26 protein-coding genes and 1 pseudogene are annotated in these 24,370 nt (G+C 71.4%); 13 read left to right on the forward strand and 14 right to left on the reverse strand.

What is annotated here, in order from left to right; translation table 11 throughout:
• Positions 1–42 precede the first annotated feature (42 nt).
• Positions 43–879: a helix-turn-helix transcriptional regulator gene (locus ACQEV2_RS38395; RefSeq protein ID WP_433052579.1), complete on the reverse strand. Its 837-nt coding sequence runs from the start codon at positions 877–879 to the stop codon at positions 43–45.
• 103 nt (positions 880–982) lie between these two features.
• On the opposite strand from ACQEV2_RS38395, the gene ACQEV2_RS38400 reads away from it, so the two are divergent.
• Positions 983–1,690, forward strand: coding sequence for an SDR family oxidoreductase (locus ACQEV2_RS38400; protein ID WP_433052582.1), 708 nt, complete (start codon positions 983–985; stop codon positions 1,688–1,690).
• A gap of 28 nt (positions 1,691–1,718) precedes the next feature.
• Here ACQEV2_RS38400 and ACQEV2_RS38405 read toward each other — a convergent pair whose 3' ends face one another.
• Both ACQEV2_RS38405 and ACQEV2_RS38410 read right to left on the reverse strand, forming a co-directional pair.
• Positions 1,719–2,912, reverse strand: coding sequence for a CaiB/BaiF CoA transferase family protein (locus ACQEV2_RS38405; protein ID WP_433052585.1), 1,194 nt, complete (start codon positions 2,910–2,912; stop codon positions 1,719–1,721).
• 93 nt (positions 2,913–3,005) lie between these two features.
• Complete coding sequence (locus ACQEV2_RS38410) at positions 3,006–3,464, reverse strand: MarR family winged helix-turn-helix transcriptional regulator (protein WP_433043597.1); 459 nt, start codon at positions 3,462–3,464, stop codon at positions 3,006–3,008.
• 145 nt (positions 3,465–3,609) lie between these two features.
• Between ACQEV2_RS38410 and ACQEV2_RS38415 the strand changes: the two genes are divergently transcribed.
• Positions 3,610–3,963, forward strand: coding sequence for a hypothetical protein (locus ACQEV2_RS38415; protein ID WP_433052588.1), 354 nt, complete (start codon positions 3,610–3,612; stop codon positions 3,961–3,963).
• An 18-nt stretch (positions 3,964–3,981) separates the two neighbouring features.
• Here ACQEV2_RS38415 and ACQEV2_RS38420 read toward each other — a convergent pair whose 3' ends face one another.
• Both ACQEV2_RS38420 and ACQEV2_RS38425 read right to left on the reverse strand, forming a co-directional pair.
• The gene (locus tag ACQEV2_RS38420) at positions 3,982–4,974 is read right to left on the reverse strand and encodes a helix-turn-helix domain-containing protein (protein ID WP_433052591.1); all 993 of its coding nucleotides are present in this window, start codon (positions 4,972–4,974) and stop codon (positions 3,982–3,984) included.
• A 161-nt stretch (positions 4,975–5,135) separates the two neighbouring features.
• On the reverse strand, positions 5,136–6,110 hold the full coding sequence (locus ACQEV2_RS38425; RefSeq protein WP_433052594.1) for an alpha/beta hydrolase: 975 nt from the start codon (positions 6,108–6,110) through the stop codon (positions 5,136–5,138).
• 234 nt (positions 6,111–6,344) lie between these two features.
• Between ACQEV2_RS38425 and ACQEV2_RS38430 the strand changes: the two genes are divergently transcribed.
• Positions 6,345–7,358, forward strand: coding sequence for a TerC/Alx family metal homeostasis membrane protein (locus ACQEV2_RS38430; RefSeq protein WP_433052597.1), 1,014 nt, complete (start codon positions 6,345–6,347; stop codon positions 7,356–7,358).
• A 199-nt stretch (positions 7,359–7,557) separates the two neighbouring features.
• Positions 7,558–8,439 carry an LLM class F420-dependent oxidoreductase gene (locus tag ACQEV2_RS38435; RefSeq protein ID WP_433052600.1) on the forward strand — a complete coding sequence of 294 codons (882 nt, stop codon included), beginning with the start codon at positions 7,558–7,560 and terminating at the stop codon, positions 8,437–8,439.
• Here ACQEV2_RS38435 and ACQEV2_RS38440 read toward each other — a convergent pair.
• Positions 8,415–8,633, reverse strand: coding sequence for a hypothetical protein (locus ACQEV2_RS38440; RefSeq protein WP_433052603.1), 219 nt, complete (start codon positions 8,631–8,633; stop codon positions 8,415–8,417). The two genes, ACQEV2_RS38435 and ACQEV2_RS38440, sit on opposite strands and share 25 nt — an antisense overlap.
• A 116-nt stretch (positions 8,634–8,749) precedes the next feature.
• Here ACQEV2_RS38440 and ACQEV2_RS38445 point away from each other — a divergent pair, with 116 nt between their 5' ends.
• Positions 8,750–9,655, forward strand: a complete 906-nt coding sequence (locus ACQEV2_RS38445; RefSeq protein WP_433055103.1) for a LysR family transcriptional regulator — start codon at positions 8,750–8,752, stop codon at positions 9,653–9,655.
• A 63-nt stretch (positions 9,656–9,718) separates the two neighbouring features.
• Here the strand turns inward: ACQEV2_RS38445 and ACQEV2_RS38450 are convergent, their stop codons facing one another.
• Positions 9,719–10,282 (reverse strand): NAD(P)H-dependent oxidoreductase, encoded by a 564-nt coding sequence (locus ACQEV2_RS38450; RefSeq protein WP_433052606.1) that lies wholly within the window; start codon positions 10,280–10,282, stop codon positions 9,719–9,721.
• A 99-nt stretch (positions 10,283–10,381) separates the two neighbouring features.
• Here ACQEV2_RS38450 and ACQEV2_RS38455 point away from each other — a divergent pair, with 99 nt between their 5' ends.
• The 4 genes from ACQEV2_RS38455 to ACQEV2_RS38470 are packed head-to-tail and all read left to right on the forward strand — an operon-like array spanning position 10,382 to position 14,849.
• Positions 10,382–11,056 (forward strand): TetR/AcrR family transcriptional regulator, encoded by a 675-nt coding sequence (locus tag ACQEV2_RS38455; RefSeq protein WP_433052609.1) that lies wholly within the window; start codon positions 10,382–10,384, stop codon positions 11,054–11,056.
• A 46-nt stretch (positions 11,057–11,102) separates the two neighbouring features.
• On the forward strand, positions 11,103–12,149 hold the full coding sequence (locus ACQEV2_RS38460) for a LacI family DNA-binding transcriptional regulator (protein WP_433052612.1): 1,047 nt from the start codon (positions 11,103–11,105) through the stop codon (positions 12,147–12,149).
• 54 nt (positions 12,150–12,203) lie between these two features.
• Positions 12,204–13,382 carry a 4-hydroxybenzoate 3-monooxygenase gene (locus ACQEV2_RS38465; RefSeq protein ID WP_433052615.1) on the forward strand — a complete coding sequence of 393 codons (1,179 nt, stop codon included), beginning with the start codon at positions 12,204–12,206 and terminating at the stop codon, positions 13,380–13,382.
• A 30-nt stretch (positions 13,383–13,412) separates the two neighbouring features.
• Positions 13,413–14,849, forward strand: coding sequence for a benzaldehyde dehydrogenase (locus tag ACQEV2_RS38470; protein WP_433052618.1), 1,437 nt, complete (start codon positions 13,413–13,415; stop codon positions 14,847–14,849).
• 36 nt (positions 14,850–14,885) lie between these two features.
• On the opposite strand, the gene trxA is transcribed toward ACQEV2_RS38470, so the two are convergent.
• Positions 14,886–15,272, reverse strand: coding sequence for a thioredoxin (trxA, locus tag ACQEV2_RS38475; RefSeq protein WP_433052621.1), 387 nt, complete (start codon positions 15,270–15,272; stop codon positions 14,886–14,888).
• 131 nt (positions 15,273–15,403) lie between these two features.
• Between trxA and ACQEV2_RS38480 the strand changes: the two genes are divergently transcribed.
• Complete coding sequence (locus ACQEV2_RS38480) at positions 15,404–16,837, forward strand: dihydrolipoyl dehydrogenase family protein (protein ID WP_433052624.1); 1,434 nt, start codon at positions 15,404–15,406, stop codon at positions 16,835–16,837.
• A 54-nt stretch (positions 16,838–16,891) separates the two neighbouring features.
• On the opposite strand, the gene ACQEV2_RS38485 is transcribed toward ACQEV2_RS38480, so the two are convergent.
• Complete coding sequence (locus ACQEV2_RS38485) at positions 16,892–17,539, reverse strand: peptide deformylase (protein WP_433052627.1); 648 nt, start codon at positions 17,537–17,539, stop codon at positions 16,892–16,894.
• A 162-nt stretch (positions 17,540–17,701) separates the two neighbouring features.
• On the opposite strand from ACQEV2_RS38485, the gene ACQEV2_RS38490 reads away from it, so the two are divergent.
• Positions 17,702–19,105: a PepSY-associated TM helix domain-containing protein gene (locus tag ACQEV2_RS38490; RefSeq protein WP_433052630.1), complete on the forward strand. Its 1,404-nt coding sequence runs from the start codon at positions 17,702–17,704 to the stop codon at positions 19,103–19,105.
• 89 nt (positions 19,106–19,194) lie between these two features.
• On the opposite strand, the gene ACQEV2_RS38495 is transcribed toward ACQEV2_RS38490, so the two are convergent.
• The 3 genes from ACQEV2_RS38495 to ACQEV2_RS38505 form a co-directional block, all read right to left on the reverse strand.
• Positions 19,195–19,542: a tetratricopeptide repeat protein gene (locus tag ACQEV2_RS38495; RefSeq protein ID WP_433052633.1), complete on the reverse strand. Its 348-nt coding sequence runs from the start codon at positions 19,540–19,542 to the stop codon at positions 19,195–19,197.
• 87 nt (positions 19,543–19,629) lie between these two features.
• Positions 19,630–20,076, reverse strand: coding sequence for a MarR family transcriptional regulator (locus ACQEV2_RS38500; RefSeq protein ID WP_433052636.1), 447 nt, complete (start codon positions 20,074–20,076; stop codon positions 19,630–19,632).
• The gene (locus tag ACQEV2_RS38505; protein ID WP_433052639.1) at positions 20,073–20,564 is read right to left on the reverse strand and encodes a MarR family winged helix-turn-helix transcriptional regulator; all 492 of its coding nucleotides are present in this window, start codon (positions 20,562–20,564) and stop codon (positions 20,073–20,075) included. Before ACQEV2_RS38505 ends, ACQEV2_RS38500 begins: the two co-directional genes overlap by 4 nt.
• A 113-nt stretch (positions 20,565–20,677) precedes the next feature.
• Between ACQEV2_RS38505 and ACQEV2_RS38510 the strand changes: the two genes are divergently transcribed.
• On the forward strand, positions 20,678–21,643 hold the full coding sequence (locus ACQEV2_RS38510; protein ID WP_433052642.1) for a pirin family protein: 966 nt from the start codon (positions 20,678–20,680) through the stop codon (positions 21,641–21,643).
• 686 nt (positions 21,644–22,329) lie between these two features.
• Positions 22,330–22,531, forward strand: a pseudogene (locus ACQEV2_RS38515) (alpha/beta hydrolase family protein); the annotation flags it as partial.
• A gap of 24 nt (positions 22,532–22,555) precedes the next feature.
• On the opposite strand, the gene ACQEV2_RS38520 reads toward ACQEV2_RS38515, so the two are convergent.
• Together ACQEV2_RS38520 and ACQEV2_RS38525 are read right to left on the reverse strand one after the other, a co-directional pair.
• Positions 22,556–23,116, reverse strand: coding sequence for a DUF1360 domain-containing protein (locus tag ACQEV2_RS38520; protein WP_433055106.1), 561 nt, complete (start codon positions 23,114–23,116; stop codon positions 22,556–22,558).
• Between the two features lie 16 nt (positions 23,117–23,132).
• The gene (locus ACQEV2_RS38525) at positions 23,133–24,089 is read right to left on the reverse strand and encodes a Rieske 2Fe-2S domain-containing protein (RefSeq protein WP_433055109.1); all 957 of its coding nucleotides are present in this window, start codon (positions 24,087–24,089) and stop codon (positions 23,133–23,135) included.
• Positions 24,090–24,370: the final 281 nt, after the last annotated feature.

Below are 24,370 nucleotides of genomic sequence, written 5' to 3' on the forward strand. Positions count from 1 at the left end.
CCGTCCCGACACTGTGACGCACGGAAGGCGCGCCGCGTTCGGTCACACCAGTGACTGGGTGCCGAGGACCGCGATCAGCTCCAGCTTCTCGGCCGCCTCGGTGCCCGGCTCGGCCGAGTACACGAGGATATGCAGGTCGTTGCCCTCGACGCGGAGCAGGTCGCAGTCCAGGGTCAGCAGGCCCACCTGCGGATGCTCGATCGTCTTGCGCGAGGCCTCCAGCCGGCCGACGACGCCCGCGTCCCACAGCTCCGTGAACCGCTCGCTGCCCGCACGCAACTCGCCGATCAGACGCCGCAGTTGACGGTCGGCGGGATACCTGGCGGCGGTCGCGCGCAGCTCGGCGACCATGCCGACCTCGAAGGCCCGCCGTTCCTCGGGCGTGTGCCGGACCCGGCTCGGCGCACCGAGGAAGTTGCGCCAAGCCCCGTTGCGTTCGAAGCCCCGCAGGCCGTGGGGGTCGCCCATCAGGGCCGCGTACATCGGGTTGGCCAGCAGCAGGGTGTGTGCCGCGTCGGTGACGGCGACGGGTGTGTCCACCAGCCGGTCCAGCAGGCGCTGGACACTGGGGGTGATGTACGCGGGGACGGTGTCGGGGCCCGGCGGTGCAAGCCCGGCGAGCTGGAACAGATAGGCCCGCTCGTGGCCCGACAGCCGCAGCGCCCGGGCCAGGGCCTCGACGACCTGCCCGGAGGGGCCGTTTGCCCTGCCCTGTTCGAGGCGGGTGACGTAGTCGACCGAGATTCCGGCCAGCATCGCCAGCTCCTCACGGCGCAGCCCGGCCGCCCGCCGATGCCCGCCCGCCGACAGCCCCGCCGCCTCGGGCGGAACCCGGTCGCGCCAGCGGCGCAGCGCCCGTCCCAGTTCCGTCCCCGTCATGCCCTCCAGTGAACACCGCCTTTCGTGGATGTGCCTGGTACTGCGAGTCCCAGGAAGAAGGGACTCCTGGCTGCCGGCCCGGCCGCGCGGCACCGTGGAGGGCATGACGACAACACTGATCACCGGAGCCAACAAGGGGCTGGGATTCGAGTCCGCCCGCCGGCTCGTCGCAGCGGGCCACACCGTCTACATCGGCGCCCGGGACGCCGAGCGTGGACGCCGCGCCGCCGAACGGCTCGGCGCACGGTACGTGCAACTCGACGTCACCGACGACAGTTCCGTCCACGCCGCGGTGAAGACCGTCGAGGCCGACGGCGGGCTCGACGTCCTCGTCAACAACGCGGGCATCGAATACCGGGGCGAGAACAACGGCGTGCCCGGCGCCGCGGACCTGACCGCCGACGACATGCGCACGCTGTTCGAGACGAACGTCTTCGGAGTCGTCCGCGTCACCCACGCCTTCCTGCCACTGCTGCGGAAGTCGGCCGCGCCGGTCTTGGTCAACGTCAGCAGCGGCCTCGGCTCGGTCACCCACGTCTCCGACCCGGATCACCCGGCGTACCACTACCCGGGCGTCGCGTACCCCGCCTCGAAGGCCACCGTGAACATGCTCACCGTGCAGTTCGCGAAGGCCTTCCCGGAGATGCGGATCAACGCGGTCGAGCCCGGCTTCACCGCCACGGACCTCAATGGGCGCACCGGCACGCAGACCGTGGAGGAGGGCGCCGAGATCATCGTACGCATGGCACAGCTCGGTCCGGACGGCCCGACCGGAGGCTACTTCGACGTGGGCGGGCCGCTGCCCTGGTGACCTCGGCCGCCGACGTTCCCGAGCCCCCTCAGATGACGGCGTCCGCGCGCAAGGCTTCGATCTCCTCGCCGGTACGGCCGAGTTCGGCGAGGATCGCCCCGGTGTGCTCGCCCACCTGCGGCACCGGGTCCATGCGCGCGGGCAGCCCCGCGAGGTCGGCCGGCGGGAGCAGGGCCTGCACCGTCGCGCCGCCGGGGATCGCAACGTCCTGCCAGCGGCCGCGGGCGGCCAGCACCGGGTGGTCCAGGAAGGCGGCGACGTCGTTGACCCCGGCGCAGGCGATCTTGATGGACTCCAGGTCCTTGAGGATCTCCTCGGCGTCGGAGCGGGCGCAGCGCTCGGCGACGACGGCGTTCACCTCCGCGCGGTGGGCCACGCGGGCGGAGCTCGTGGCGAAACGCGGGTCGTCGGTCAGCTCCGGCCGGCCCAGGAACTCGGCGCACAGCACGGCCCACTCGCGCTCGTTCTGGATGGAGAACAGCACCTGGCGGCCGTCGGCGGCGGTGAAGGCGCCGTACGGAGCGAGGGTGGGGTGCTGGGTGCCCAGGCGCGAGGGCTGGGCGCCGCCGTACCGCGTGTAGTAGGCGGGCTGGCCCATCCACTCCGCCAGCGCCTCGAACAGGGAGATCTCCACCGGGTGGGCCGTTCCGGTGGTGGCGCGTGTGTACAGGGCGGTGAGGATGCCGCTGTACGCGTACATCCCGGCCGCGATGTCGGCGACGGAGATGCCGACCCGCGCGGTGTCCTCGGGGGTCCCGGTCAGCGACACCAGGCCGGTCTGGCACTGCACCAGCAGGTCGTACGACTTCCGGTCGGCCCACGGCCCGGACGTGCCGTACCCGGAGATCGTGCACGGGATCAGCCGTGGCCACCGCTCGCGGAGCGCCTCGACATCCAGGCCGAGGCGGTTGGCGGCGCCGGGCGCCAGGTTCTGGACGAACACGTCGGCACCGTCGAGGAGTTGGTGCAGGATCGCACGGCCCTCCGAAGCCTTCAAGTCCAGCGTGAGGGATTCCTTGGAGCGGTTGAGCCAGACGAAATAGCTGGACTGGCCGTGCACGGTGGTGTCGTACCGGCGCGCGAAGTCCCCGCCCCCGGGCCGCTCGACCTTGATCACACGCGCGCCGAGGTCGGCGAGCTGCCGGGTGGCGTAAGGGGCGGCCACGGCCTGTTCCAGGCTGACCACGGTGATGCCGGACAAGGGGAGATGCGGCGCGCTCATGCGGGCCATTAGTACGTGGCTGTTCGAGGGTCCGTCAACGGGCCGCCGGACGGCCTGGGCTGGATACTCCGGTTGGCGAGGTGTCCGACGGTCTCAGGCGGGGACGCGTAGTGTCTCCACGGCCCTGACCAGGGGGGCCAGTTCGGGATTCTTCGCGGCTTCGTCGAGGGCTTCGCGCAGTGCGGCCTGGTTGGTGGGGCGGGCTTCTTCCAGCAGTTTGAGGCCGGCGTCGGTGACGTCGGTGTAGATGCCGCGGCGGTCGGTGGGGCAGAGGTAGCGGGAGAGCAGGCCGCGGTCCTCGAGGCGGGTGACGAGGCGGGTGGTTGCGCTCTGGCTGAGGACGACGGCGTCGGCGACCTGTTTCATCTGCAGGTGGCCGCCTTCGCCGTTGTGCTGGCGGCTGAGCACGTCGAGCAGGGAGTACTCGCGCACGCTGAGGTCGTGCCCGGTCTGCAGGGCGCGCTCGATGTGCGCCTCGATCCTCCCGTGCAGCAGGGAGAGGGCGCACCAGCCCTGGGCGAGAGCAGTGAGCGCGGGATCCGTGGCGGTCATGGCGCGGGTGTCCTCCGTCCCGAGGTGAAGAACATCCAGGATAGGGCATCCGTGAAATTTCCAGCGGATGCGTGTAGAGCGCGCCTGCAAGCAATGGTGCAAACTCCGTGGCCGCCGGGGCGACGGCCCGCGTACCGTCAGGTCCATGATCAGCCAGCGCCCGACCACCACGCTGTGGCGTCCCACCGGCCCCAAGGAGCTGGACCTCGTCCGCGAGCTCAACTGGCGTGCCTGGCCGCCGAGACTGCCCGAGCAGCCGATCTTCTACCCGGTGCTCAACGAGGACTACGCCGTGAGGATCGCCCGGGACTGGAACGTCAAGCACGACGGCGCCGGATTCGTGACCCGGTTCGAGGTCGACTCGGAGTTCCTGAGCGGGTACCCCGTCCAGCAGGCGGGCGGCGAGACGATTCTCGAGCTGTGGGTGCCCGCCGAGGAGCTCGACGAGTTCAACGCCCACATCGTCGGCACGATCGAGGTCGTCCACGAGTTCCGCTGACCGCGGCGGCCACCACCTCTAGGGCCGGGCCAGGTGCCGCATCGTCAGCGCCACGCCCAGCCTGAACCTGCCCTGCGGAGTACGCAGCGGCCAGCCCAGCAGGTGCTCGGCGTGCGCCAGCCGTTCCTGGAGCGTGGAGTGGTGGACGTTGATCTCGGCCGCCGCCGCCCGCAGGCTCACCGTCGAGGCGACGGCGTGCAACGTGGCCGGCAGCCAGGGCGCGGCCGCCGCTGCCGCCTCCAGGGCCTGGACGTCGGGCGGCGGTTCGGCGCCCGGTACGACGAGGTCCGCGAGGAGGGCGATGCCGCCGAGGTCGTCGGCGTGGACGACGCCCGGACCGGGGTCCTGGGCGGTGCCCTCGGCGGTGAACCGGAGCGCGATGCGGGCCTGCGACCAGGAGCGCGGCAGGTCGAGCACCGGAACGGCGGGGCCCACGCCGACGCGGCCGACGGGCGGCTCGGCGTCCGCGTGCGCGGGGACGATGTGGGGCCGGCCGTCCAGCGGGGCGAGGACGCGGGCCGGTGCGGCAGGATCGAGCCCCAGCCGGCGGGCCGCGTGCAGCCGCGCCGCCTCCGGAGCCGCGGCGTCGAGGACGGTCTCGACCAGCGCCGGATCATCGGCCGGCGCCCGTCCACGCGTCCGGTCGAGCACGAGCCGTACGGCACCGGCGGCCCGCTCCAGGATCACCGCGTCGACGACACTGGGCTCCGCCGCCTCGGCCCGCTCCAGCCACAGCGCCGGAGCGCCGCCCGGCGTCAGCGCGGCGGACGGCCAGGCGGCATCCGGCGGCAGGTCGTTCTCCCGGCGTGTCCCGTCCGCCTCGACCCGCACATGCACCCGCCGCTCCACGTCCACCAGCCGGGCCGGCACCCCGGCCAGCACGGCAGCCCCGCGCACGAGCGCCTCCAACCCGGCCCGCGACTCGGCGAGCCGATCGAAGTAGGCGATGACACGAACGGCGGCGCCGGCGTCCGGATCCAGCGCGGTCAGACGTCCAGCCAGCTCCTTCATGGGCCCATAGTGCGGTACGAGGTCAAGCGGCGGGGAGGCCGGGCATGAGAACGCCGGGCAGGTGGACGTTCCCTGAAGGGGCGCCCGGGGAACCGCTCGAACGGCCACAAGCAACCCGCGCTCGCACAATCACAGAACCCGGCAGCCGAACAGGCGACGCTTCACTCACCCAACAGCCTCTTCAACCAAGCCAGATGCGCCCCCCGACACGCCTGCGACAACACCGCCTGAGGCGCGAACCCGTCGAACCCATGGAACCCACCGGGCCACACATGCAACTCGGCCACCCCACCGGCCTGCCAGATCCGCGACGCATAGGCGACGACCTCATCGCGGAAGGTCTCCGCAGAGCCGACGTCGAGGAAGGCCGGAGGCAGCCCTGACAGATCCTCGGCACGGGCAGGCGCCGCATACGCGGGCACGTCGGGACCACCCCGGCGCTCACCGAGCAGCGCCGTCCACCCGGTCTCATTGGCCGTACGGTCCCAGACACCGAGGCCCGCCATCTGATGGACGGACGGCGTGTCATTGCGGTCGTCCAGCATCGGGCACATCAGCAGCTGCCCGATCAGCTCCGGCCCCTTGCGGTCCCGGACGAGCAGGGCCAGCGCCGCGGACAGCCCGCCGCCGGCGCTCGCACCTGCGACAACGATCCGCTGCGGGTCGCCACCGAGCTCGGCGGCGTGCTTCGCCGTCCATTCCAGACCGGCGTACACGTCCTCGATCTGCGCCGGGTACGGGTGCTCGGGCGCGAGGCGGTACTCCACGGACACCACGACCGCGTCCAGCTCCTTCGCCCAGGCCAGGGCGGCGTCGACGCCGACGCGGTTGTTGCCGAGGACCATGCCGCCGCCGTGGACGTGGTAGATCACGGGTCGCGGACCCGCCTCGGACGATGCGGTCGGCCGGCAGATCAGCAGGGAGATCTCGGGCGCGCCGTCGGGGCCGGACACCGCCCGGTCCTCGACCTCGAAGAAGCCGTCCATGGTCAGGTCCAGCTCGGCGAGCATCTGGATCCCGGCACCCTGACGGATCTCGGCTATCTGGTCCATCGTCATGCCGGGCGAGATCACGTCCTTGATGAGCTCCAGGGCGGCGGCGAGCTCGGGGTCGAACGGGGGTGGCACCTGGGTCATGGCTGCTCCTCACACGGGGGCACCTGAGTGCCCGGCGGCTCTGCGGTCATGATCTGTGTCCCGGCGCTGACCGGAGGGCCGCCGATCGGCGGAACCTGCCCGCCGTACGGCGGGTGGCACCCCCGTGGCCCGGAGATTGCCAGGACATGACCCGCTGTTCACCTGCCATGGGTGGAAGTCATCACCAGTCGCGACAACGCTGTCAAGGCCCCACCTGCACCAGGAGCAATACCAGTGAACGTCTCCCTCTCCGTCTGGCTGCTGACCGTCGTGGCCCTGTGCGCCCTCGTCGCCGTGGACTTCTTCATCGGTCGCAAACCCCACGACGTGTCCATCAGGGAAGCGGGCACGTGGACGGTCGTCTGGGTAGTCCTGGCCTGTCTGTTCGGGCTCGGCCTGTTCTACTTCGGCGGCGGCGGGCCGACGGGCGAGTTCTTCGCCGGGTACATCACCGAGAAGTCGCTCAGCGTCGACAACCTCTTCGTCTTCGTCCTGATCATGGGGAAGTTCGCGGTGCCCTCGCCGTACCAGCAGCGCGTCCTGATGGTCGGCGTGATCATGGCTCTGGTGCTGCGCGCGGGCTTCATCGCGGCGGGCGCGGCGATCATCTCCGCGTTCTCATGGGTGTTCTACCTCTTCGGCGCCTTCCTGATCTGGACCGCCTGGAAGCTGGTCCAGGACGCCCGCAAGGAGGAGCACGAGGAGGAGTACCAGGAGAACAAGCTGCTGAAGATGGCGGAGGAGCGCTTCGGCGTGGCCGACCGCTACCACGGGACGAAGCTGTTCATCACGGAGAACGGCAAGCGGATCATGACCCCGATGCTGGTCGTGATGCTGGCGATCGGCTCCACCGACGTACTGTTCGCCCTCGACTCCATCCCGGCCATCTACGGGCTGACCCAGGACCTGTACATCGTCTTCACCGCGAACGCCTTCGCGCTGATGGGCCTCAGGCAGCTGTACTTCCTGATCGGCGGCCTGCTGAAGAAGCTGGTCCACCTCAGCTACGGTCTGTCGATCATCCTGGGCTTCATCGGCGTGAAGCTCGTGCTGCACGCGCTGCACGAGTCCGGCGTCCATGTCCCCGAGATCAGCATCCCCTTCTCGCTCGGCTTCATCGTGCTCGTCCTGGCGGTGACGACGGTGACCAGCCTGCGGGCTTCGAAGCAGCAGGAGCAGGAAGCGGCGCGTCGCGGGCGACAGCCGGCGAACGAGCCCCACCGCGGTGGTGGAGTCCCACGGCGGTGAGCGTCACGACCAGAGCGCACACGCCGGTCCGGCCGAAGCGGCCGTGGATGCGGCCGCCCAGCCAGGAGCCGACCGTGCCGTCGAAGTAGGCGGCGCATCCCACTGGGCGACCGGCTCGCCGGTCACGCTTGACTTCGAGAGCGCTCCAAGAACTAGCGTCGGCAGGGTCGGTGACGGTCCGGGCGAACGGAGACAGACCATGCGGGTCGGTGTGCACATCAACCGGTTCGACCATTCCGGGGGAGGCCCCGCGCTCGGCGCCGAACTCGCCGCCGCGGGTGCCGCCGCCGAGGCGGCCGGCGTGAGCTGGCTGTCGGTGATGGACCACTACTTCCAGATGGAGTTCAACGACCGCGCCGAGGACCCCATGCTGGAGGCATACACGACCCTCGGCTACCTTGCCGCCCACACCTCCACGGTCCGCCTCGGCGCCCTGGTGACCGGTGTGACGTACCGTCACCCCGGCTTGCTCGCCAAGATCGCCACCACGCTCGACGTGCTGTCCGGCGGCCGGGCCACCCTCGGGATCGGCGCCGCCTGGTACGGCCGCGAACACGAGGGGCTCGGTGTGCTGTTCCCGCCGGTCGCCGAGCGCTTCGAGCGGCTGGAGGAGACCCTGCGGATCTGCCTCCAGATGTGGGACCCGCAGAACAACGGCCCCTTCGAGGGCAAGCACTACCGGCTGACCGAGACCCTCTGCGTACCGGCCCCGGTCAGCGCCCCGCACCCCGAGATCATGATCGGCGGGGGCGGGGAGAAGAAGACGCTCCGGCTGGTGGCCCGGTACGGCGACGCGTGCAACCTGTTCACCACCTCGCCGGAGGAGGTCAGGCACAAGCTCGACGTGCTGCGCGGCCACTGCGACACCGAGGGCCGCGACTACGACACGATCCGCAAGACCGTCGCCTACAGCGGAGACCCGGCCACCCAGAGCGACCTCGACGCGTTCACCCGGGACATCTCGGGCTACACCAAGCTCGGGATCGACACCGTGATCCTCTCCCCGCGCCTGAGTGAGACGTCCGGCTGGATGGAGAGCTTCGTGGCTCCGGCGGTTCAGCGGCTGGCCGGACTCGACTGAGTCACGGGCGGACGGCTGCGGGAGACGACACGCGTCCCGCAGCCGTCGACCACCCGCATCTGCAGCGACCCGCAGCCGCAGCGCGTCCACACCGTGTGACCGGCCGTGGTGCTGTGCCGGGAGAGCACCTGGAAGGGGTCGGCGCCGTCGGGCCATCCGCAGTGCGGGCAAACGGTGCCGGTCGGGCTGGTCATGGCAACTCCTCGTACCTCGTGGGCTGATGCGGCCGTCGCGACATCACCAAGGGTGCGGTGCGCCTCCGTACAGGTCCAGGTTGACTTTCCGGACCTCATCTTGAAGCGTGGGCTACATGATTGACCTGCGCCGACTGCACGTCCTCAGGGCGGTCGCCCACTACGGCACGGTCACCGCGGCCGCCCGCGCCCTGCACTTCACGCCCTCCGCCGCCTCCCAGCAGATCCGTCAGCTGGCCCGCGATCTGGGCGTCGACCTGCTGGAACCGCAGGGTCGCGGGGTGCGCCTCACCGCGGCCGCCGAGAGCCTGCTCGCGCACGCGGACGCCATCGCGGCGCGGTGGGAGGAGGCCGAGCTCGATCTGCGGGCCGAATACAGCGCCCCCGCCGGGCAGTTGCGCGTCAGCGGCTTTTCCACGGCCGCGTCGGTGCTGCTCGCGCCGATGGCCGTACGCCTGCGGGAGCGGCATCCGCGGCTTACCGTGCGGATCCAGGAGACGGGCGTGCCGGAGTGCTTCGACCTGCTCTTCGAGGGGAAGATCGACCTGGCCGTCGTGGAGGTGACGCCGCACAACCCGCCGCTGAGCGACGCGCGCTTCGACCAGCGGCCGCTGCTGGACGACTCGTACGACCTCGTCGTCCACGACGACCATCCGCTGGCCGGACGTGAGTGCGTCGACCTGGCGGAGACGGCGCACGAGGAGTGGATCGCGCCGGTGCCGGAGAGTCCGTGCCGCCCGCATGTGATGTCGGCGTGCGGCGCGGCCGGCTTCACACCCGACGTGATCCATCACGCGGTGGACTGGAACGTCACCGCCCACCTGATCGCCCACCGGCTAGGCGTCGCCCTCGTGCCACGGCTGGCCCAGCTGCCCCCGCACCTGCCGATCACCCGCGTCCGGTGCGCGGGCGACCCGCACCGCAAGGTGCTCACCTGTACGCGCCGGGGCTGCCGGGAACGCCCGGCGGTGGCGGCGGCGCTGCGGGAGCTGCGGGAACTGGCGCCGACAGCGGTGGCGTAGCGCATGCGAGGGGGGCCGGAGCGGGTCTGCTCCGGCCCCCTGCAGGGCCTGCGCTGCCGCTGATCAGGCGGCGACCGGCTCGCCCGCGTGACCGTGGACGCGCGCGATGACCTCGGTCAGCTGCGCGGCGACCTCGGCGTCGTCGGCCGGGTGCGTCTCGGCGAAGCGGGTCACCGAGCCGGGGATGGACAGCTTGACGTCCTCCAGCACCTTGCCGCCCGCGATGCCGACGGCCTTGCGGGTCTCGTCCTGCGCCCACACGCCGCCGTACTGGCCGAAGGCGGTGCCGACCACGGCGACCGGCTTGCCGCCGAAGGCACCGGCGCCGTACGGGCGGGACAGCCAGTCGATGGCGTTCTTCAGCACGGCCGGGATGGTGCCGTTGTACTCCGGGGAGAAGAGCAGGAACGCGTCGGAGGCCTGGGCGGCCTCACGCAGCTTGGCGGCGGCGGCGGGGACGCTGCCCTCGACGTCGATGTCCTCGTTGTAGAAGGGGATGTCGGCCAGGCCCTCGAAGAGCACGACCTCGGCGCCCTCGGGAGCGAGCTTGACGGCCGCCTCGGCCAGCTGACGGTTGTGCGAACCGGCGCGAAGGCTGCCGACGAGCGCGAGGATGCGAACAGACATGCGAACTCCAAGATGCTGAAACACTGCCGTTACGATCCGGACCGGGGTCCGTTTTAATTTCTAGCACCCTAACCGGACCGCGGTCCAGTTTCATTCCCGATGCTTTACGCTGGCTTCATGTCCGCCGACCTGCCGCCCCTTCCGAACTCCGAGGAGCCCGTCGACACGCCACAGTTGCTGACGGTCGGCTCCGCCGTCGACGAGCCCTGCCTGCGCGCCGACGCGGCCCGCAACCGCGCCCGGCTGCTGGAGGCCGCCACCCGGCTGATTGCGGAGCACGGAGTGGCCGGGGTCACCATGGAGGCGGTGGCCGCGGAGGCCGGGGTGGGCAAGGGGACGGTCTTCCGCCGCTTCGGCGACCGCACCGGCCTGCTGACGGCCCTGCTGGACCACTCCGCGCGCACGTTGCAGGCCGACTTCCTCGGCGGCCCGCCGCCGCTGGGCCCCGGGGCGCCGCCGGTCGAGCGGCTGCGGGCGTTCGGCGTGGCGGTCCTGTACCGCACGGCCGAGCAGCTGGACCTGCGACTGGCCGCCCAGCCCGATCCGACCCGCCGGTTCTCCCACCCCTCGGTCCGGGCGCTGCACACCCACGTCACGATGCTGCTGCGGCAGATCCTGCCGGACGCCGACTGCGACCTCCTCGCCCAGACGCTCATGGCGTCTCTCGACCCCGCCCTGATCAACCACCTGACCAGGCAGTGCGGTATGCCCATGGAGCGGCTGGAGAAGGGCTGGCTCGCCCTGGTCGACCGCGTGACGGGAACAGGGGTGTGAACGGGCGACGGCCCTGACCTGAGCCTCACTCACAGGTTCTGCAAAGATGCCGTACGTCATGGTGCAGATACCGAAAACGCCCGCGCCCGCCTCCCCCGCACCGCGCTCGGTACCCACGAGCGCCGATGTGGCCCGCCTGGCCGGCGTCTCGCGCGCGACCGTCTCCTACGTCCTCAACAACACCAGCGCCGTCCGGATCAGCGAGCCCACCCGCCGCCGCGTCCACGAGGCCGCGAAGGAGCTGGGGTACGTCCCGCACGCGGCCGCGCGCAGCCTGCGTGCCGGGCACAGCCGCATGGTCCTGATGCCCGCGCCGAGCTTTCCCGTCGGACCGCTCTACAGCCGGTTCCTCAGCGACCTCCAGGCCGCGCTCGGCCGCCTCGACTACACCGTCGTGCAGCACGGCGGCGTCGGACTGCACGGCGACGAGGCTGCCCGGGCCTGGGCCGAGCTGCGCCCGGTCGCCGTCCTGGTGCCGGGCTCCGGGCTCGACCCCAAGGGGGTGACGGTGCTCAAGCGGTCCGGCGCGCGGGCCGTGGTCACGCTCGGCCCCGAGTCCGTCGACGGCGCGCACGCCCTGCTCATGGACCACGAGGCCGTCGGGTACTGCGCGGGCGGTCATCTGTACGACCGCGGTCGGCGCCGTATCGGCGTCGTCGTGCCGGAGGAGGAAGGCCTGGAGTCCTTCTCCACCCCTCGCCTCGAAGGCGTGCGCCGCGCCCTGCACGGCACGGACGCCACCGTGACCCCCTTGCCCCTGGCCTACGAGGAGGAGTCCGCCGCGCGGCTCGCCGCCCGCTGGCGCGACCTGGGCCTGGACGCCGTGTTCGCCTACAACGACGAGTACGCGATGCTGCTGATGCGCGCCCTGCAGGACGAGGGCCTCGGCATCCCCGCCGACACGGCCGTCATCGGCGCCGACGACCTGATGCTCGGACGGCTGCTGCGGCCTAGGCTGAGCACGGTCCACATAGAGCTGCCGTCCGGCCGCGACCTCGCGGAACTGGTCGACCGCGCGGTGCAGACCCCCGGCGCCGCACCCGAGACGCACAAGGTGCTGGGGGCGACGGTCGTACACCGCGAGTCCAGCTGAGGCACCGGGAGTCCGGCCGGCGCACCGACACCCCCTAGGCCAGGGAGGCGTGGCATGCGCACGAGGGTCGGCATCATCGGCGGCGGCCCCGCCGGTCTGCTGCTCGCCCGCTTCCTGCACCGCGCGGGCATCGACTGCGTGGTCCTGGAGAGCCGGACGCGGGAGTACGTCGAGCAGCGCCAGCGCGCCGGGATGCTGGAGCAAGGCACGGTCGACGCGTTGCGCGAGGCCGACGCCGCCGAGCGCCTGGACGCGGAGGGCCTGGTGCACCAGGGCATCGAGCTGCGCTTCGACCGGGAGCGCCACCACATCGACTTCCCGGCGCTGACCGGCGGCCGTACGGTGACGATCTACGCCCAGACCGAGATCGTGAAGGACCTTGTCGCCCTCCAACTCGCCGACGGGCCACCGCTGTTGTTCGAGGCAGAGGCACTCGCCGTCGAGAAGCCGGAGAGCGAGACGCCCGTCGTGCGGTTCCTGCACGAGGGCCGCGAGCAGACGCTGACCTGCGACTGGGTCGCCGGCTGCGACGGCTTCCACGGCATCTCCCGCGACGCCTTCCCGGCCGGCGCCGGCCGCTCGTACGCGCACGACTACCCGTACTCCTGGCTCGGCATCCTGGCCGAAGTGCCGCCGTCCGGCGACGAGTTGATCTACGCGCGCGGCGAACGCGGCTTCGCCCTGCACAGCATGCGCTCAGCGGCCGTCTCCCGCCTCTACCTCCAGGTGCCGACCGGCACCGACCCCGCCGCCTGGCCCGACGACCGTATCTGGGACGAACTCGCCGCCCGCTTCGCCATCGACGCCGACTGGACCTTGCAGCGCGGGCCCATCACCGCCAAGTCCGTGACGTCGATGCGCAGTTACGTCCACGAACCGATGCGCCACGGCCGGCTCCTGCTGGCCGGGGACGCCGCCCACATCGTCCCGCCGACCGGCGCCAAGGGCCTCAACCTCGCGGTGTCGGACGTACGGGTCCTGGCCCGCGCCCTCGCCGAGCACTACCGCACAGGGGGCGGACAGCTGCTCGACAGGTACTCGGAGTTGTGCCTTCAGCGTGTGTGGCAGGCCACCCGTTTCTCGGACGACATGACTAGGATGTTGCACGTTCAACCAGACGGTGATGCGTTCGACCACCGGATGCAGCTGGCACGTCTGCGCCGGATCACCGCATCCCGCCACGCGGCCGCCGAACTGGCGGCGAACTACTCGGGACTACCGCTCCCCGTGTGAGTCCCGCCGGTGATCGAACGGAGAGTCGCAATGCCGTTGCTCGACCCCAAGACCTGGCAGTCCCACTCCCTCTCGGGAGACGAGTACGCCGTCACCGAGCCCGCCACCGGCGACACGCTCGGCAGCGTCACCCTGGCCGGCGCACAGGACGTCGGTACGGCCGCCGAGGCCGCCCGCGCCGCCCAGAGCGAGTGGGCCCGTGCCCCGCACTTCGTGCGCGCCGCAGTGCTGCGCAAGGCCGGTGACCTGTTCGCCGCGCACACCGAGGAACTGCGGGAGTGGATCGTCCGCGAGTCGGGCTCGATCCCCGGCAAGGCCGAGTTCGAGCTGCACGTGGCCGCCCAGGAGTGCTACGAGGCCGCCGCGCTCGCCTCCCGCCCGGCCGGGCAGGTTCTCCCCAGCGAGGCGCCCCGGCTGTCGTACACGCGCCGCGTCCCCGTCGGCGTCGTCGGCGTGATCTCCCCGTTCAACGCGCCGCTGATCCTCTCCATCCGCTCGGTCGCCCCGGCGCTCGCGCTCGGCAACGCGGTCGTGCTGAAGCCCGACCCGCGCACGGCGGTGTGCGGCGGACTGTCGCTCGCTGCCGTCTTCGCGGAGGCCGGTCTGCCCGAGGGACTGCTGCACGTCCTGCCGGGCGGCCCGGAGGTGGGCCAGGCGCTGGTCGCCGACCCGCGCGTGCCCGTCATCTCCTTCACCGGCTCCACGGCCGCGGGCCGGGCCGTCGGCGAGGCCGCCGGACGTCATCTCAAGCGCGCCCACCTGGAGTTGGGAGGCAACTCCGCCCTGATCGTCATGGAGGACGCCGACCTCGACGCGGTGATCTCCACCGCCGCCTGGGGCTCCTTCTTCCACCAGGGCCAGATCTGCATGACGACCGGACGGCACCTCGTCCACCAGTCCCTGTACGACGAGTACGTCGAGCGCCTCGCGGCCAAAGCCGACTCCCTGGCCGTCGGCGACCCGCACCGCACCCAGGTGCACCTCGGCCCGCTCATCGACGCCGGCCAGCTGGACAAGGTGCACGGCCTGGTGGAGGCCAGCGCCTCACGGGGCGCCAAGCTGGCCGCGGGCGGCACCCACGAGCAGCTCTTCTACCGGCCGACCGTGCTCGCCGGCGTCGACGACCAGACCCCCGCGTACACCGAGGAGGTCTTCGGCCCGGTCGCGCCCGTACGCCCCTTCACCACCGCCGACGAGGCCGCCGCCCTGGCCGCGGCCAGCTCCTACGGCCTGTCTCTCGGCATCGTCACCCGGGACGCCGCCCGCGGCCTCGACCTGGCCGAGCGCATCCCGACCGGCATCGTGCACATCAACGACCAGACCGTGAACGACGAGGCCGTCGCGCCCTTCGGCGGCATCGCCGCCTCCGGCACCGGCGCCCGGTTCGGCGGCGAGGCCAACCTGGAGGCGTTCACCGACGTCCGCTGGACGACAGTGCGCGGCGACGTGGCGGCGTACCCCTTCTAGAGCACGGTCCTCCCGGCCGTTCGCCCGGATCGGGTCCTACTGGCCGTTCTCCTCGGCCTGCGCCTGCTGAGCGGCCACGGCCTGGCGGACCTCGTCCATGTCGAGCTTCCGGGCCTGCCCGATGACGTCCGCCAGGGCGGCCTCGGGCAGGGCACCCGGCTGCGCGAACACGGCGACACGGTCACGGACGATCATCAACGTCGGGATCGACTGGATACCGAAGGCCTGAGCCAGCTCCGGCTGCGCCTCGGTGTCGACCTTGCCGAACACAAGGTCCGGGTTGTCCTCGGCCGCCTTCTCGTAGACCGGGGCGAACTGACGGCACGGCCCGCACCAGGACGCCCAGAAGTCGATCAGGACGAACTCGTTGTCCGTGACCGTCTGGTCGAAGTTCTCCTTGGTGAGCTCCACGGTGCTGCTCATGGCGTATTCCCTCTTCCTGGTATCGGGGCGAAGCCGTCGTCGACAACATGGCCGTGCGGCCGCGTATTCCGTCGTATTTCCGCGCGCGTACCCGTGTGGCCACGCCGCACACCACCCGTAAGACTGACCCCATGACGGAAACGGATTCCAACGCGTACGACGTCGTGGTGCTCGGGGCCGGGCCCGTGGGGGAGAACGTGGCCGACCGCACCCGCGCGGCCGGCCTCTCCACCGCGGTCGTGGAGAGCGAGCTGGTCGGCGGCGAGTGCTCGTACTGGGCGTGCATGCCCAGCAAGGCGCTGCTGCGCCCGGCCATCGCCCAGGCCGACGCCCGCCGCCTGCCCGGCCTCAGCCAGTCCGTGCAGGGCCCCCTCGACGCAGCCGCTGTCCTCGCCCGGCGCAACGAGTACACCTCGAACTGGCACGACGACGGCCAGGTGCGGTGGCTGAGCGGCATCGGTGCCGACCTCTACCGCGGCCACGGCCGCCTCACCGGCCCCCGCACCCTGGAGGTGACCGGCCCCGACGGCGTACGGCACGTGCTGACCGCCCGGCACGCGGTCGCCGTATGCACCGGCAGCCGGGCCGTCCTGCCCGACCTGCCCGGCCTCGCCGACGTCAAGCCGTGGACCAGCCGCGAGGCCACCGGCGCGCAGAGCGTGCCCGGCCGGCTCGTCGTGGTCGGCGGGGGAGTGGTCGCCACCGAGATGGCCACGGCCTACCAGGCCCTCGGCACTCGCGTCACGCTGCTCGTCCGCGGCAAGGGCCTGCTCAACCGCATGGAGCCCTTCGCCGGCGAACTCGTCGCCGAAGCGCTCAGCGAGGCCGGCGCCGACGTCCGCACCGGGACCTCGGTCGAGTCGGTGACCCGCGAGAACGGCCGGGTCGTGGTCCTCACCGACCGCGGCGACCGCATCGAGGCCGACGAGATCCTCTTCGCGACCGGGCGCGCCCCGCGCACCGACGACATCGGCCTGGACACGGTCGGCCTGGAACCCGGTTCCTGGCTGCAGGTCGACGACAGCCTGCGCGTCGCCGGCAACGAGTGGCTGTACGCGGTCGGCGACGTCAACCACCGCGCCCTCCTCACCCACCAGGGCAAGTACCAGGCCCGCATAGCGGGCGCCGCCATCGCCGCCCGCGCCTCCGGCGTCTCCGTCCTCGAATCCGACCCCTGGGGCGCCCACGCCGCCACCGCCGACCACGCCGCCGTCCCCCAGGTCGTCTTCACCGACCCCGAGGCCGCCGCCGTGGGCCTCTCCCTGGCGGAAGCGGAACAGGCCGGCCACCGCGTCCGCGCCGTCGACTACGACCTCGCCTCGGTGGCGGGGGCGTCGCTGTACGGCGACGGCTACCGCGGCCGGGCCCGCATGGTCGTCGACCTGGAACGCGAGATCCTCCTCGGCGTCACCTTCGTCGGCCCCGGCGTCGGCGAACTCATCCACTCGGCGACGGTCGCGGTCGCCGGCCAGGTGCCGATCAGCCGGCTGTGGCACGCGGTTCCGTCGTATCCGACGATCAGTGAGGTGTGGTTGCGGTTGCTGGAGTCGTATCGCGACAACTGACGGACGACCACGGCTGAGATACGACGACGACTGACGTAGGCCCAACGGCCGTACTCAGTCCGGCAGTTCGAAGCCCAGGGCCCTCGCCGCCTCGCCCGGGGACGGCTGGGCCCAGTGCTCGGCCACCGCCTGGTTCGAGGACAGCGAGCGCAGCTCGGCCCGGTCCAGGTAGAGCATGCCGTCGAGGTGGTCCGTCTCGTGCTGCACGATACGGGCGGGCCACCCAGTGAACACCTCGTCGACCGCCTGCCCGTGCTCGTCCTGGCAGGTCAGCCGCACCTCGGCGGGCCGCGCCACCACCGCCTGATAGCCCGGGACGCTCAGACACCCCTCGAAGAACGCGGCCCGGGCGGTCCCGACGGGCTCGTACGACGGGTTCACCAGCACCCGGAACGGCTGCGGCACCCGCCCGCGCGCCAGCCGTACCTCCTCCGGCACCGGAGCCGGGTCCTCGATCACCGCGATCCGCAGCGGCACGCCGACCTGCGGTGCCGCGAGGCCGACGCCCGGTGCCGCGTGCATCGTGATGCGGAGAGCCTCGACGAAGCGGGCCAGCAACGCGGGGGCCAGCTGGCCCTCGAAGCGCTCGCTGGGGCGCCGTAGCACCGGGTCACCGGCCGCCACGATGGTCAAGGGGCCGTCGGTCGCCAGGAGTTGCTCGACCTGCTCGGCCAGGGGTCCGCGATCGCTCGGAGTTGCCATCGCGCCAGCATGCCATGGCGTCCAGGGGAGCCACCGACTCCTTTGTGACCTACGCCACTTAACGAGTCTGGAACTCGACGGACCTTTCATCCGACTACTGGACCGCTACAGCAGCAAGAGAAACGTCCCCACCGCCCGTCCCACGCCCCGGAGATGCCGTCGATGTCCACCGCTCCCTCGACCACCACGGAGGAGGCGTCGCAACCCGACGCCCCGGCGTCACCGCCCCGCGGCGGATGGGCGCCGCTGCGCCCGCTGATCCTGCGTCTGCACTTCTACGCCGGAGTGCTCGTCGCGCCGTTCCTGCTCGTCGCCGCGGCCACCGGCTTTCTGTACGCCGGGGCCTTCCAGGCCGAGAAGTTCGTGTACGCCCATGAGATGACCGTCCCGGTCGGTGACGAGAAGCTGCCGATATCCCAGCAGGTCGCCGCCGCACGCAAGGCCCACCCCGAGGGCACGGTCTCGGCGATCCGGCCCTCTCCGGAGGACGACGCGTCCACCAGGGTGCTGCTGTCCGGCGTCAAGGGCGTCGGCGCCGACCACACGCTGGCCGTGTTCGTCGACCCGTACACCGCCGAGGTACGCGGCGCCCTCGAACAGTACGGCTCGACCGGTGCGTTGCCGCTGCGCACCTGGATCGACGAGTTCCACCGCGATCTGCACCTCGGTGAAACCGGCCGCCTCTACAGCGAGCTGGCGGCCAGCTGGCTGTGGGTCATCGCGGGCGGCGGCCTGGTGCTGTGGTTCTCCCGCCGCCGCGCCCTGCGCAAGGTCCGCGGCACCAGCGGGCGGCGCCGCACGCTCGGCCTGCACGGCACCGTCGGCGTCTGGGCCGCGGCCGGGTTCTTCTTCCTCTCGGCGACCGGCCTGACCTGGTCGGCGTACGCCGGTGCCAACATCGACGAACTGCGCACCTCCCTCGGCCAGGCCACTCCGGCCGTGTCGGCCTCGGCGGGCGGCGACCACGGAGGTCACGGCGCCGCCGCGGGCACCGGGGGCAGCGGCGAGCACGGCGTCGGCCTCGACAAGGTCCTGGCGGCCGCGCGATCCGAGGGTTTGGGCGATCCCGTGGAGATCGTGCCGCCCGCCGACGACTCCTCCGCGTACGTGGTGAAGCAAGTGCAGCGCAGCTGGCCGACGAAGCAGGACTCGGTCGCGATCGACCCGGCGACCGGTGAGGTCACCGATGTGCTGCGGTTCGCCGACTACCCGGTGCTGGCCAAGCTGACCCGCTGGGGCATCGACCTGCACACGGGCGTCCTCTTCGGCCTGGTGAACCAGATCGCCCTGATGCTGCTCGCGCTGTCGCTGATCCTGCTGATCGTGTGGGGTTACCGCATGTGGTGGCAGCGCGGCCGCGGCTCCGCCTTCGGCCGGCCCCTGCCACGCGGCGCCTGGCAGCAGGTGCCCCCGCAGATCCTGGTCCCGCTGGTGGCGGTCGTCGCCGTGCTCGGCTACTTCGTACCGCTCCTCGGCATCTCGCTGGCCGTGTTCATCGTCGTGGACGTGGTCCTGGGCGAGATCGCCCATCGGCGGGGGAAGCGGACGCCCGCCGACGTCGAGTAGGGGGACGTTCACTTAGGGGGCGTCCAACTACGCGGACAGTGAAGAGACTTGGGGCCCGGTTTCGGGGGGAACCGGGCCCCAGGCACTGCTCAGAGCTGCTCGAAGTCGCCCGCCAGCGCCGAGGCGAGGCGCATATGCGGCTCCGCCTCCTCGTGCCGTCCCTGCCGCTGCAGGGTGCGGCCCAGCATCAGCCGGGCGTAGTGCTCGACCGGGTCGCGTTCGACGATGACGCGCAACTCCGTCTCCGCACGGCGCAGTTGGGCCGAGTGGTAGTAGGCGCGCGCCAGCAGCAGCCGCGGTCCGGTCTGCTCCGGCACCTCCTCGACCAGCCGGCCGAGGACGCGTGCGGCGGCGGCGTAGTCCTTGGCGTCGAAGAACATCTGCGCGCGCTCCCAGCGCTCGGCCGGTGTTCCGTGGTCGTAGTACGTCGTGTCCACTCGTGACCTCCTTCGGCGCTGTCAACGGAGCGTGGTGGTTCAATATTCCACTACTTCTTGCTGCTGCCTTGCCGCTCTGTGCGGCCGCTACTTGGTCATGGCGGCGAGCTCGGTGTTGGCCCGCTCGGTGATGAGGGTCAGCACTCGCCCGGCGGCGGCCAGCTCCTCCGTCGGGATGCCGGCGTAGATCCGGGCGGTGATGGGGGCGGTCGCGGCGGAAGTCGTGTCGTACTGCTCCCGCCCGGCGGCCGTGATCCGCACCCGAGACGGCCCCTCAGGGGCCAGCAGCCCTGCGGCGATCAGCTCGTCGACCACGGAGTGCGCCTCCGCGGCGTCGATCTTGAGCGCACCGACCACACCGTCGACGAGGCGCTCCCTCTCGACCGGTTCGTCGGCGACGGCGACGAGCCGGAGGGTGACGGACTGCTGGAAGGTCGCGCCGTGGCGGGTCAGCACGTTCTCGAGAAGCGCTCGGCTCGCATAGTGGGCCAGGGCTATGACTCGGGGGTTGAGCGGGGGAGTGGTGGTGGTCATGGCTGCTCCTTGTCGGGCTCACGGTCGGCGGCAAGAGGGTCGAGAGGTGCGTCGAGCAGGGTCGCGAGGTCGCGGGTGAACTCCCGGGTGCGGGTGCTGTCCAGGCCGCCGAGCGGGGACAGCAGCTGCTGCAGGAGTCCCTGGACGACCTTGATGGCCTGCAGGGTCCGCTCACGGCCCTGCTCGGTCAGTGCCAGCTGCACCGCGCGCGGGTCGCGGGGATCCCGGGTGCGTTCGAGGAGGCCGGCGGTCTCCAGGGATCGGGCCAGCTTGGAGACGTACAGCGGTTCGAGCCCGGTGTGGTCGGCGAGGCGCCGCTGACTGGGGCGCTCTCCGCGGCGCTGCAGGCCGTACAGCGAGGCCACCAGCGCGTACTGCGCATGGGTGAGCCCCAGCGGGGTCACAGCCCGGTCGACCGCGACCCGCCACTTCGTGGACAGGCGCCACACCAGGAAACCCGGCGAGACGTTCTCGGAACCCTTGCTCATGGTGGATACAGTACATGGCTACTATATCCATGGCTACTATTTTCTGGACTGCATCGAGACAGGCCCGGATGACGGACTGACGCGGCGACCCCCGCGGGGCTAGTTTGGGCGCCATGAGCAATCTTGATCGCGAGGCGGTGCCCGCCATCTGCGGCGGCCGAGGTTTCGTCGTGGCGGAGCCTGTACGCGAACTTCTCAGCCCTCGCCACGTCAAGCTCGGCGAGTCCAGCGAAGTCCGTCGACTGCTGCCCAACCTGGGCCGGCGCATGGTCGGAGCCTGGTGCTTCGTCGATCACTACGGCCCCGACGACATCGCCGACGAGCCCGGCATGCAGGTGCCGCCGCACCCGCACATGGGGCTGCAGACGGTGAGCTGGCTGCACGAGGGCGAGGTGCTGCACCGTGACTCGACGGGCAGCCTCCAGATGATCCGCCCGCGCGAGTTGGGCCTGATGACTTCCGGCCGGGCGATCAGCCACTCAGAGGAAAGCCCGAAGTCCCACGCCCGCTTCCTGCACGGGGCCCAGCTGTGGGTAGCCCTCCCGGACGGCCACCGCCACACGGACCCGAGGTTCGAGCACCACGCCGAACTGCCGGTCGTCACGGCACCGGGCCTGCACGCCACGCTGATCCTCGGCGACCTCGACGGAGCGACCTCACCCGGGACGGCGTACACCCCGATCGTCGGCGCCGACTTGGCTCTCGCGCGCGGAGCCGACGTACGCCTCCCCCTCGAACCCGATTTCGAGTACGCCGTCCTGTCCATGTCCGGCGAGGCCCGTGTGGACGGCGTGCCGGTACTGCCCGGATCGATGCTCTACCTCGGCTGTGGCCGCACCGAACTGCCGCTGCGCGCGGAGTCGGACGCGGGCCTGATGCTCCTCGGGGGTGAGCCGTTCGAGGAGGAGCTGATCATGTTCTGGAACTGGATCGGGCGATCTCAGGAAGAGATCGTACAGGCCCGTCAAGACTGGATGGAAGGCTCCCGGTTCGGGGAAGTGAAGGGGTACGACGGGGCTCCACTGCCCGCACCGGAGCTGCCACCGGTGCCGTTGAAGCCGCGGGGAAGGGTGCGCTGACCTGCGGATACGTGTCAGCGTTGGTGGGCGCAGGGCGGAAGGTGGTCGGGTAATTCTCACTGTCTTCCACCTGCTTGGCGGGAGGCGTCCGAGCGGCCGGCTGGCTCAGGCCGGTGCGGTTGGCGATTTCACGGTTTGGCTGTCTGTGGGCGGGTGTGGCAGGACTCTTGCTGACCTAATGCTGACTTTTCTGACGCCTCGTCAGGTTCGGGTGGGGGGGGACTCTTTTCCCAGCTTCGGGGCTTGCGAAGGCGTTTGCAGGTTCGGTGGTGTCCGGACCGATGCTGACCTGGCTGGCGGTCGAGTCAGGCGTTGCGGAGGGACGGCGTCGCTCACACTGCCGCCTTGTGGAGATTCCACACGTTTCCGGTGTCACCGCGGTCTGTCAGCAGCGCCGGTCGTGTCCGGTCTCGTGGGCGGCACCAGTCCGGCTGAGCTTTCGGACGTAGGGGGAGGGACCGCCTCTCCGAGGTTGTCGATGGAAACCCATCCCGACATCATCCACATGCGCAATCGTCATGAGTGAGATGGCGGAGCGCGCCGCCAGCACCCCTGGGCCCAGGCCATCGAGACACTGGCTCTGCTCAGTGGCGTACATCTGGCGGCCTCCCCCGTGGATAGTGCGGTTCAACAACCTTTCGGTGTCGGCGGTCGACAACCTGATCGTCGGTGTCGCCTACACCCTGATCGCGGAATCGGCGGCGCACAAATACGGCTACCCGGAGCGCGACCGCGAGTTGCTGAGGGCCCTGTCACCGATGGGAGTCTCAGCAGTTCGTACGGGCAGCACGGGAACGGGGCGTTCACGCCGAGTTGCTGACCCTGCGCAACGAGGGTCACGACTTTCTGCGCGCGGACAATCGGCGGCTGTTCCGCAGGGCGCGGGCCCGGCGGGTCCGGTGGCGGCCCCGGTCAGTCGCCCCCGGTGGTCCGGCTCATCAGCCCGCCGTACGCCAGTTGCAGCGCGTCCGCGCCGGCCAGTGCCGCGAGTGCTCCCATGGCGGTGCGTGTCGCCCGCGGCCACAGCATCTGCCCGGCGGTCAGCGTGGACACCACCCACACGCTTGTGCAGAACGGGCACGTCACCAGCTCGCCGACGGTGTCCCTGCCGTCCTCCGCCTCGGCCTCCTCGTGCAGCTCTGCGGGGCCTTGTGGGCCGACGTACCGGGTGAACGGCGCGCGCAGCGGACTGGTGACGGACGCCTTGCTCAGCAGCCTGCTGAGCCGGAAGGTGGCGACGGAGGTCAGGACGACGTCCCAGGGCTGGGGCCGGTCCGGCAGGGGGCGTCCGCGCAGCCGTACGGCCGTCGCCCAGGCCGCCGTGTACGCCCCGAATACCGTCATTGCCGCGAGATAGCCGCCCAGCGGCCGATCGTGCCCTGCGGAGTACCGCCGTCCGGTGCGCCGGGCCAGCTCGCGCAGACGTCGTGCCAGGGGGTTGTCCGGCGTGGCGTCGGGCGTGATGTCACCCATCGCGTCAGTCGTGGTGTCAGCCGTGCTGTCCAGGGGATCCATGGGTCGCACGCTCCTCCACCGTGCCCGATCGCCGCTCCGTCTCGCGGCTGTTGTCCGTGTCCTCGGCCCGGTTGTGCCGGCGCAGCCGTATCTCGACGTGGCCGTCGGTGATCCGGGTGTCGAAGGCGGGCTGGGGAGCGGTGGCGGGACCGCGTACGTTCCAGCCGTCGGAGAGGCGGAAGACGCTGCCGTGCCAGGGGCACTGGACGCACCCGTCGGCGACGCTCCCCTCGGACAGCGGACCGGCGAGGTGGCTGCAACGGTCGGCCAGTGCGTGGAGGGTGCCGCCGGTCTCGCGCACCACCAGGACCGGTACGTCGTCCACGCTGCGCCGCACGGGCCGCCCGGCCGGGAACTCGTCCACGGTCCCGATCCGGTGCCAGCCCTCCGTGACCACGTGAGGGACTTCCTCGGCGTGGTTGGCGCCGGATGCCTGGCGGTAGGCCAGGTGACCGCCCAGCGTGCCGCCGACCGCGACTGCCGTCAGCCCGAGCAGACCGTAGGCTCGGCCGGCCGCGTGCCGTCCCCTGAGGCGGTAGCCGAGTGAGGTGGCGTACAGGGCGACGGCTGTCACGTTGCTCAGGGCGTGCACCAGGCCGACGCGTTGCTGCTGGCGGTGCAGTTCCGCCCAGTCGACCCAGCCTGCCAGGGCCGCGGGGGCGGCGGCGCTCAAGCCGACGCCGATGAGCACTTGCGCTTCACGGGAACGGCCGGGACGCAGATCGAGCAGGGCCGCGGACAGCCAGCTGCCGATCGGCACCTGCACCATCAGCGGATGCACGGGGTGGCCTAGCCACCTGCCGTGCAGCGCGTCCCGGGCGCGCCCGAGCGGCAGGGTCCGCACGCCCCGGCCGATCGCGTCGATCGCGGCGTCGGCCCGGGGGTCTCGTGCTACGCGGTCCAGCAGCCACAGGACCCGGTTCTGCCGCATCCGACGGCGTGGCGTCGTGGTCATGCGCAGCCGGGTCCCCACCTGCGCAAACCGCAAACGGCCGACGGGGCCGGATTCACCCGGCACCATGATCGCATGGGTAATCCTGACGGGAACTCCGTCCATACCGTCTCTCGCTTCTGATCGCCGGCGAGGCTTGCTCGCCCTGAGCGATGGCCACCAGGCGCGGACGGTCCGTCCGTTGAGCGGCGTGGAGGTCGCCGGCCACCTGGTGAAGCCCTATGCGATCGAGGCGCCCGGGCGGACCGTGGCGGACAAGG

The sequence above is a fragment of the Streptomyces sp. CA-251387 genome (genome assembly GCF_050936625.1).
Taxonomy (GTDB): Bacteria; Actinomycetota; Actinomycetes; order Streptomycetales; family Streptomycetaceae; genus Streptomyces.

What these genes read in the sequence shown, in the direction of transcription:
- ACQEV2_RS38395 (WP_433052579.1), bottom strand. Translation starts at nt 879, where the DNA reads ATGACGGGGACGGAACTGGGACGGGCGCTGCGCCGCTGGCGCGACCGG.
- ACQEV2_RS38400 (WP_433052582.1), top strand. Translation starts at nt 983, where the DNA reads ATGACGACAACACTGATCACCGGAGCCAACAAGGGGCTGGGATTCGAG.
- ACQEV2_RS38405 (WP_433052585.1), bottom strand. Translation starts at nt 2,912, where the DNA reads ATGAGCGCGCCGCATCTCCCCTTGTCCGGCATCACCGTGGTCAGCCTG.
- ACQEV2_RS38410 (WP_433043597.1), bottom strand. Translation starts at nt 3,464, where the DNA reads ATGACCGCCACGGATCCCGCGCTCACTGCTCTCGCCCAGGGCTGGTGC.
- ACQEV2_RS38415 (WP_433052588.1), top strand. Translation starts at nt 3,610, where the DNA reads ATGATCAGCCAGCGCCCGACCACCACGCTGTGGCGTCCCACCGGCCCC.
- ACQEV2_RS38420 (WP_433052591.1), bottom strand. Translation starts at nt 4,974, where the DNA reads ATGAAGGAGCTGGCTGGACGTCTGACCGCGCTGGATCCGGACGCCGGC.
- ACQEV2_RS38425 (WP_433052594.1), bottom strand. Translation starts at nt 6,110, where the DNA reads ATGACCCAGGTGCCACCCCCGTTCGACCCCGAGCTCGCCGCCGCCCTG.
- ACQEV2_RS38435 (WP_433052600.1), top strand. Translation starts at nt 7,558, where the DNA reads ATGCGGGTCGGTGTGCACATCAACCGGTTCGACCATTCCGGGGGAGGC.
- ACQEV2_RS38440 (WP_433052603.1), bottom strand. Translation starts at nt 8,633, where the DNA reads ATGACCAGCCCGACCGGCACCGTTTGCCCGCACTGCGGATGGCCCGAC.
- ACQEV2_RS38445 (WP_433055103.1), top strand. Translation starts at nt 8,750, where the DNA reads ATGATTGACCTGCGCCGACTGCACGTCCTCAGGGCGGTCGCCCACTAC.
- ACQEV2_RS38450 (WP_433052606.1), bottom strand. Translation starts at nt 10,282, where the DNA reads ATGTCTGTTCGCATCCTCGCGCTCGTCGGCAGCCTTCGCGCCGGTTCG.
- ACQEV2_RS38455 (WP_433052609.1), top strand. Translation starts at nt 10,382, where the DNA reads ATGCTTTACGCTGGCTTCATGTCCGCCGACCTGCCGCCCCTTCCGAAC.
- ACQEV2_RS38460 (WP_433052612.1), top strand. Translation starts at nt 11,103, where the DNA reads ATGCCGTACGTCATGGTGCAGATACCGAAAACGCCCGCGCCCGCCTCC.
- ACQEV2_RS38465 (WP_433052615.1), top strand. Translation starts at nt 12,204, where the DNA reads ATGCGCACGAGGGTCGGCATCATCGGCGGCGGCCCCGCCGGTCTGCTG.
- ACQEV2_RS38470 (WP_433052618.1), top strand. Translation starts at nt 13,413, where the DNA reads ATGCCGTTGCTCGACCCCAAGACCTGGCAGTCCCACTCCCTCTCGGGA.
- trxA (WP_433052621.1), bottom strand. Translation starts at nt 15,272, where the DNA reads ATGAGCAGCACCGTGGAGCTCACCAAGGAGAACTTCGACCAGACGGTC.
- ACQEV2_RS38480 (WP_433052624.1), top strand. Translation starts at nt 15,404, where the DNA reads ATGACGGAAACGGATTCCAACGCGTACGACGTCGTGGTGCTCGGGGCC.
- ACQEV2_RS38485 (WP_433052627.1), bottom strand. Translation starts at nt 17,539, where the DNA reads ATGGCAACTCCGAGCGATCGCGGACCCCTGGCCGAGCAGGTCGAGCAA.
- ACQEV2_RS38490 (WP_433052630.1), top strand. Translation starts at nt 17,702, where the DNA reads ATGTCCACCGCTCCCTCGACCACCACGGAGGAGGCGTCGCAACCCGAC.
- ACQEV2_RS38500 (WP_433052636.1), bottom strand. Translation starts at nt 20,076, where the DNA reads ATGACCACCACCACTCCCCCGCTCAACCCCCGAGTCATAGCCCTGGCC.
- ACQEV2_RS38505 (WP_433052639.1), bottom strand. Translation starts at nt 20,564, where the DNA reads ATGAGCAAGGGTTCCGAGAACGTCTCGCCGGGTTTCCTGGTGTGGCGC.
- ACQEV2_RS38510 (WP_433052642.1), top strand. Translation starts at nt 20,678, where the DNA reads ATGAGCAATCTTGATCGCGAGGCGGTGCCCGCCATCTGCGGCGGCCGA.
- ACQEV2_RS38520 (WP_433055106.1), bottom strand. Translation starts at nt 23,116, where the DNA reads ATGGGTGACATCACGCCCGACGCCACGCCGGACAACCCCCTGGCACGA.
- ACQEV2_RS38525 (WP_433055109.1), bottom strand. Translation starts at nt 24,089, where the DNA reads ATGCGGCAGAACCGGGTCCTGTGGCTGCTGGACCGCGTAGCACGAGAC.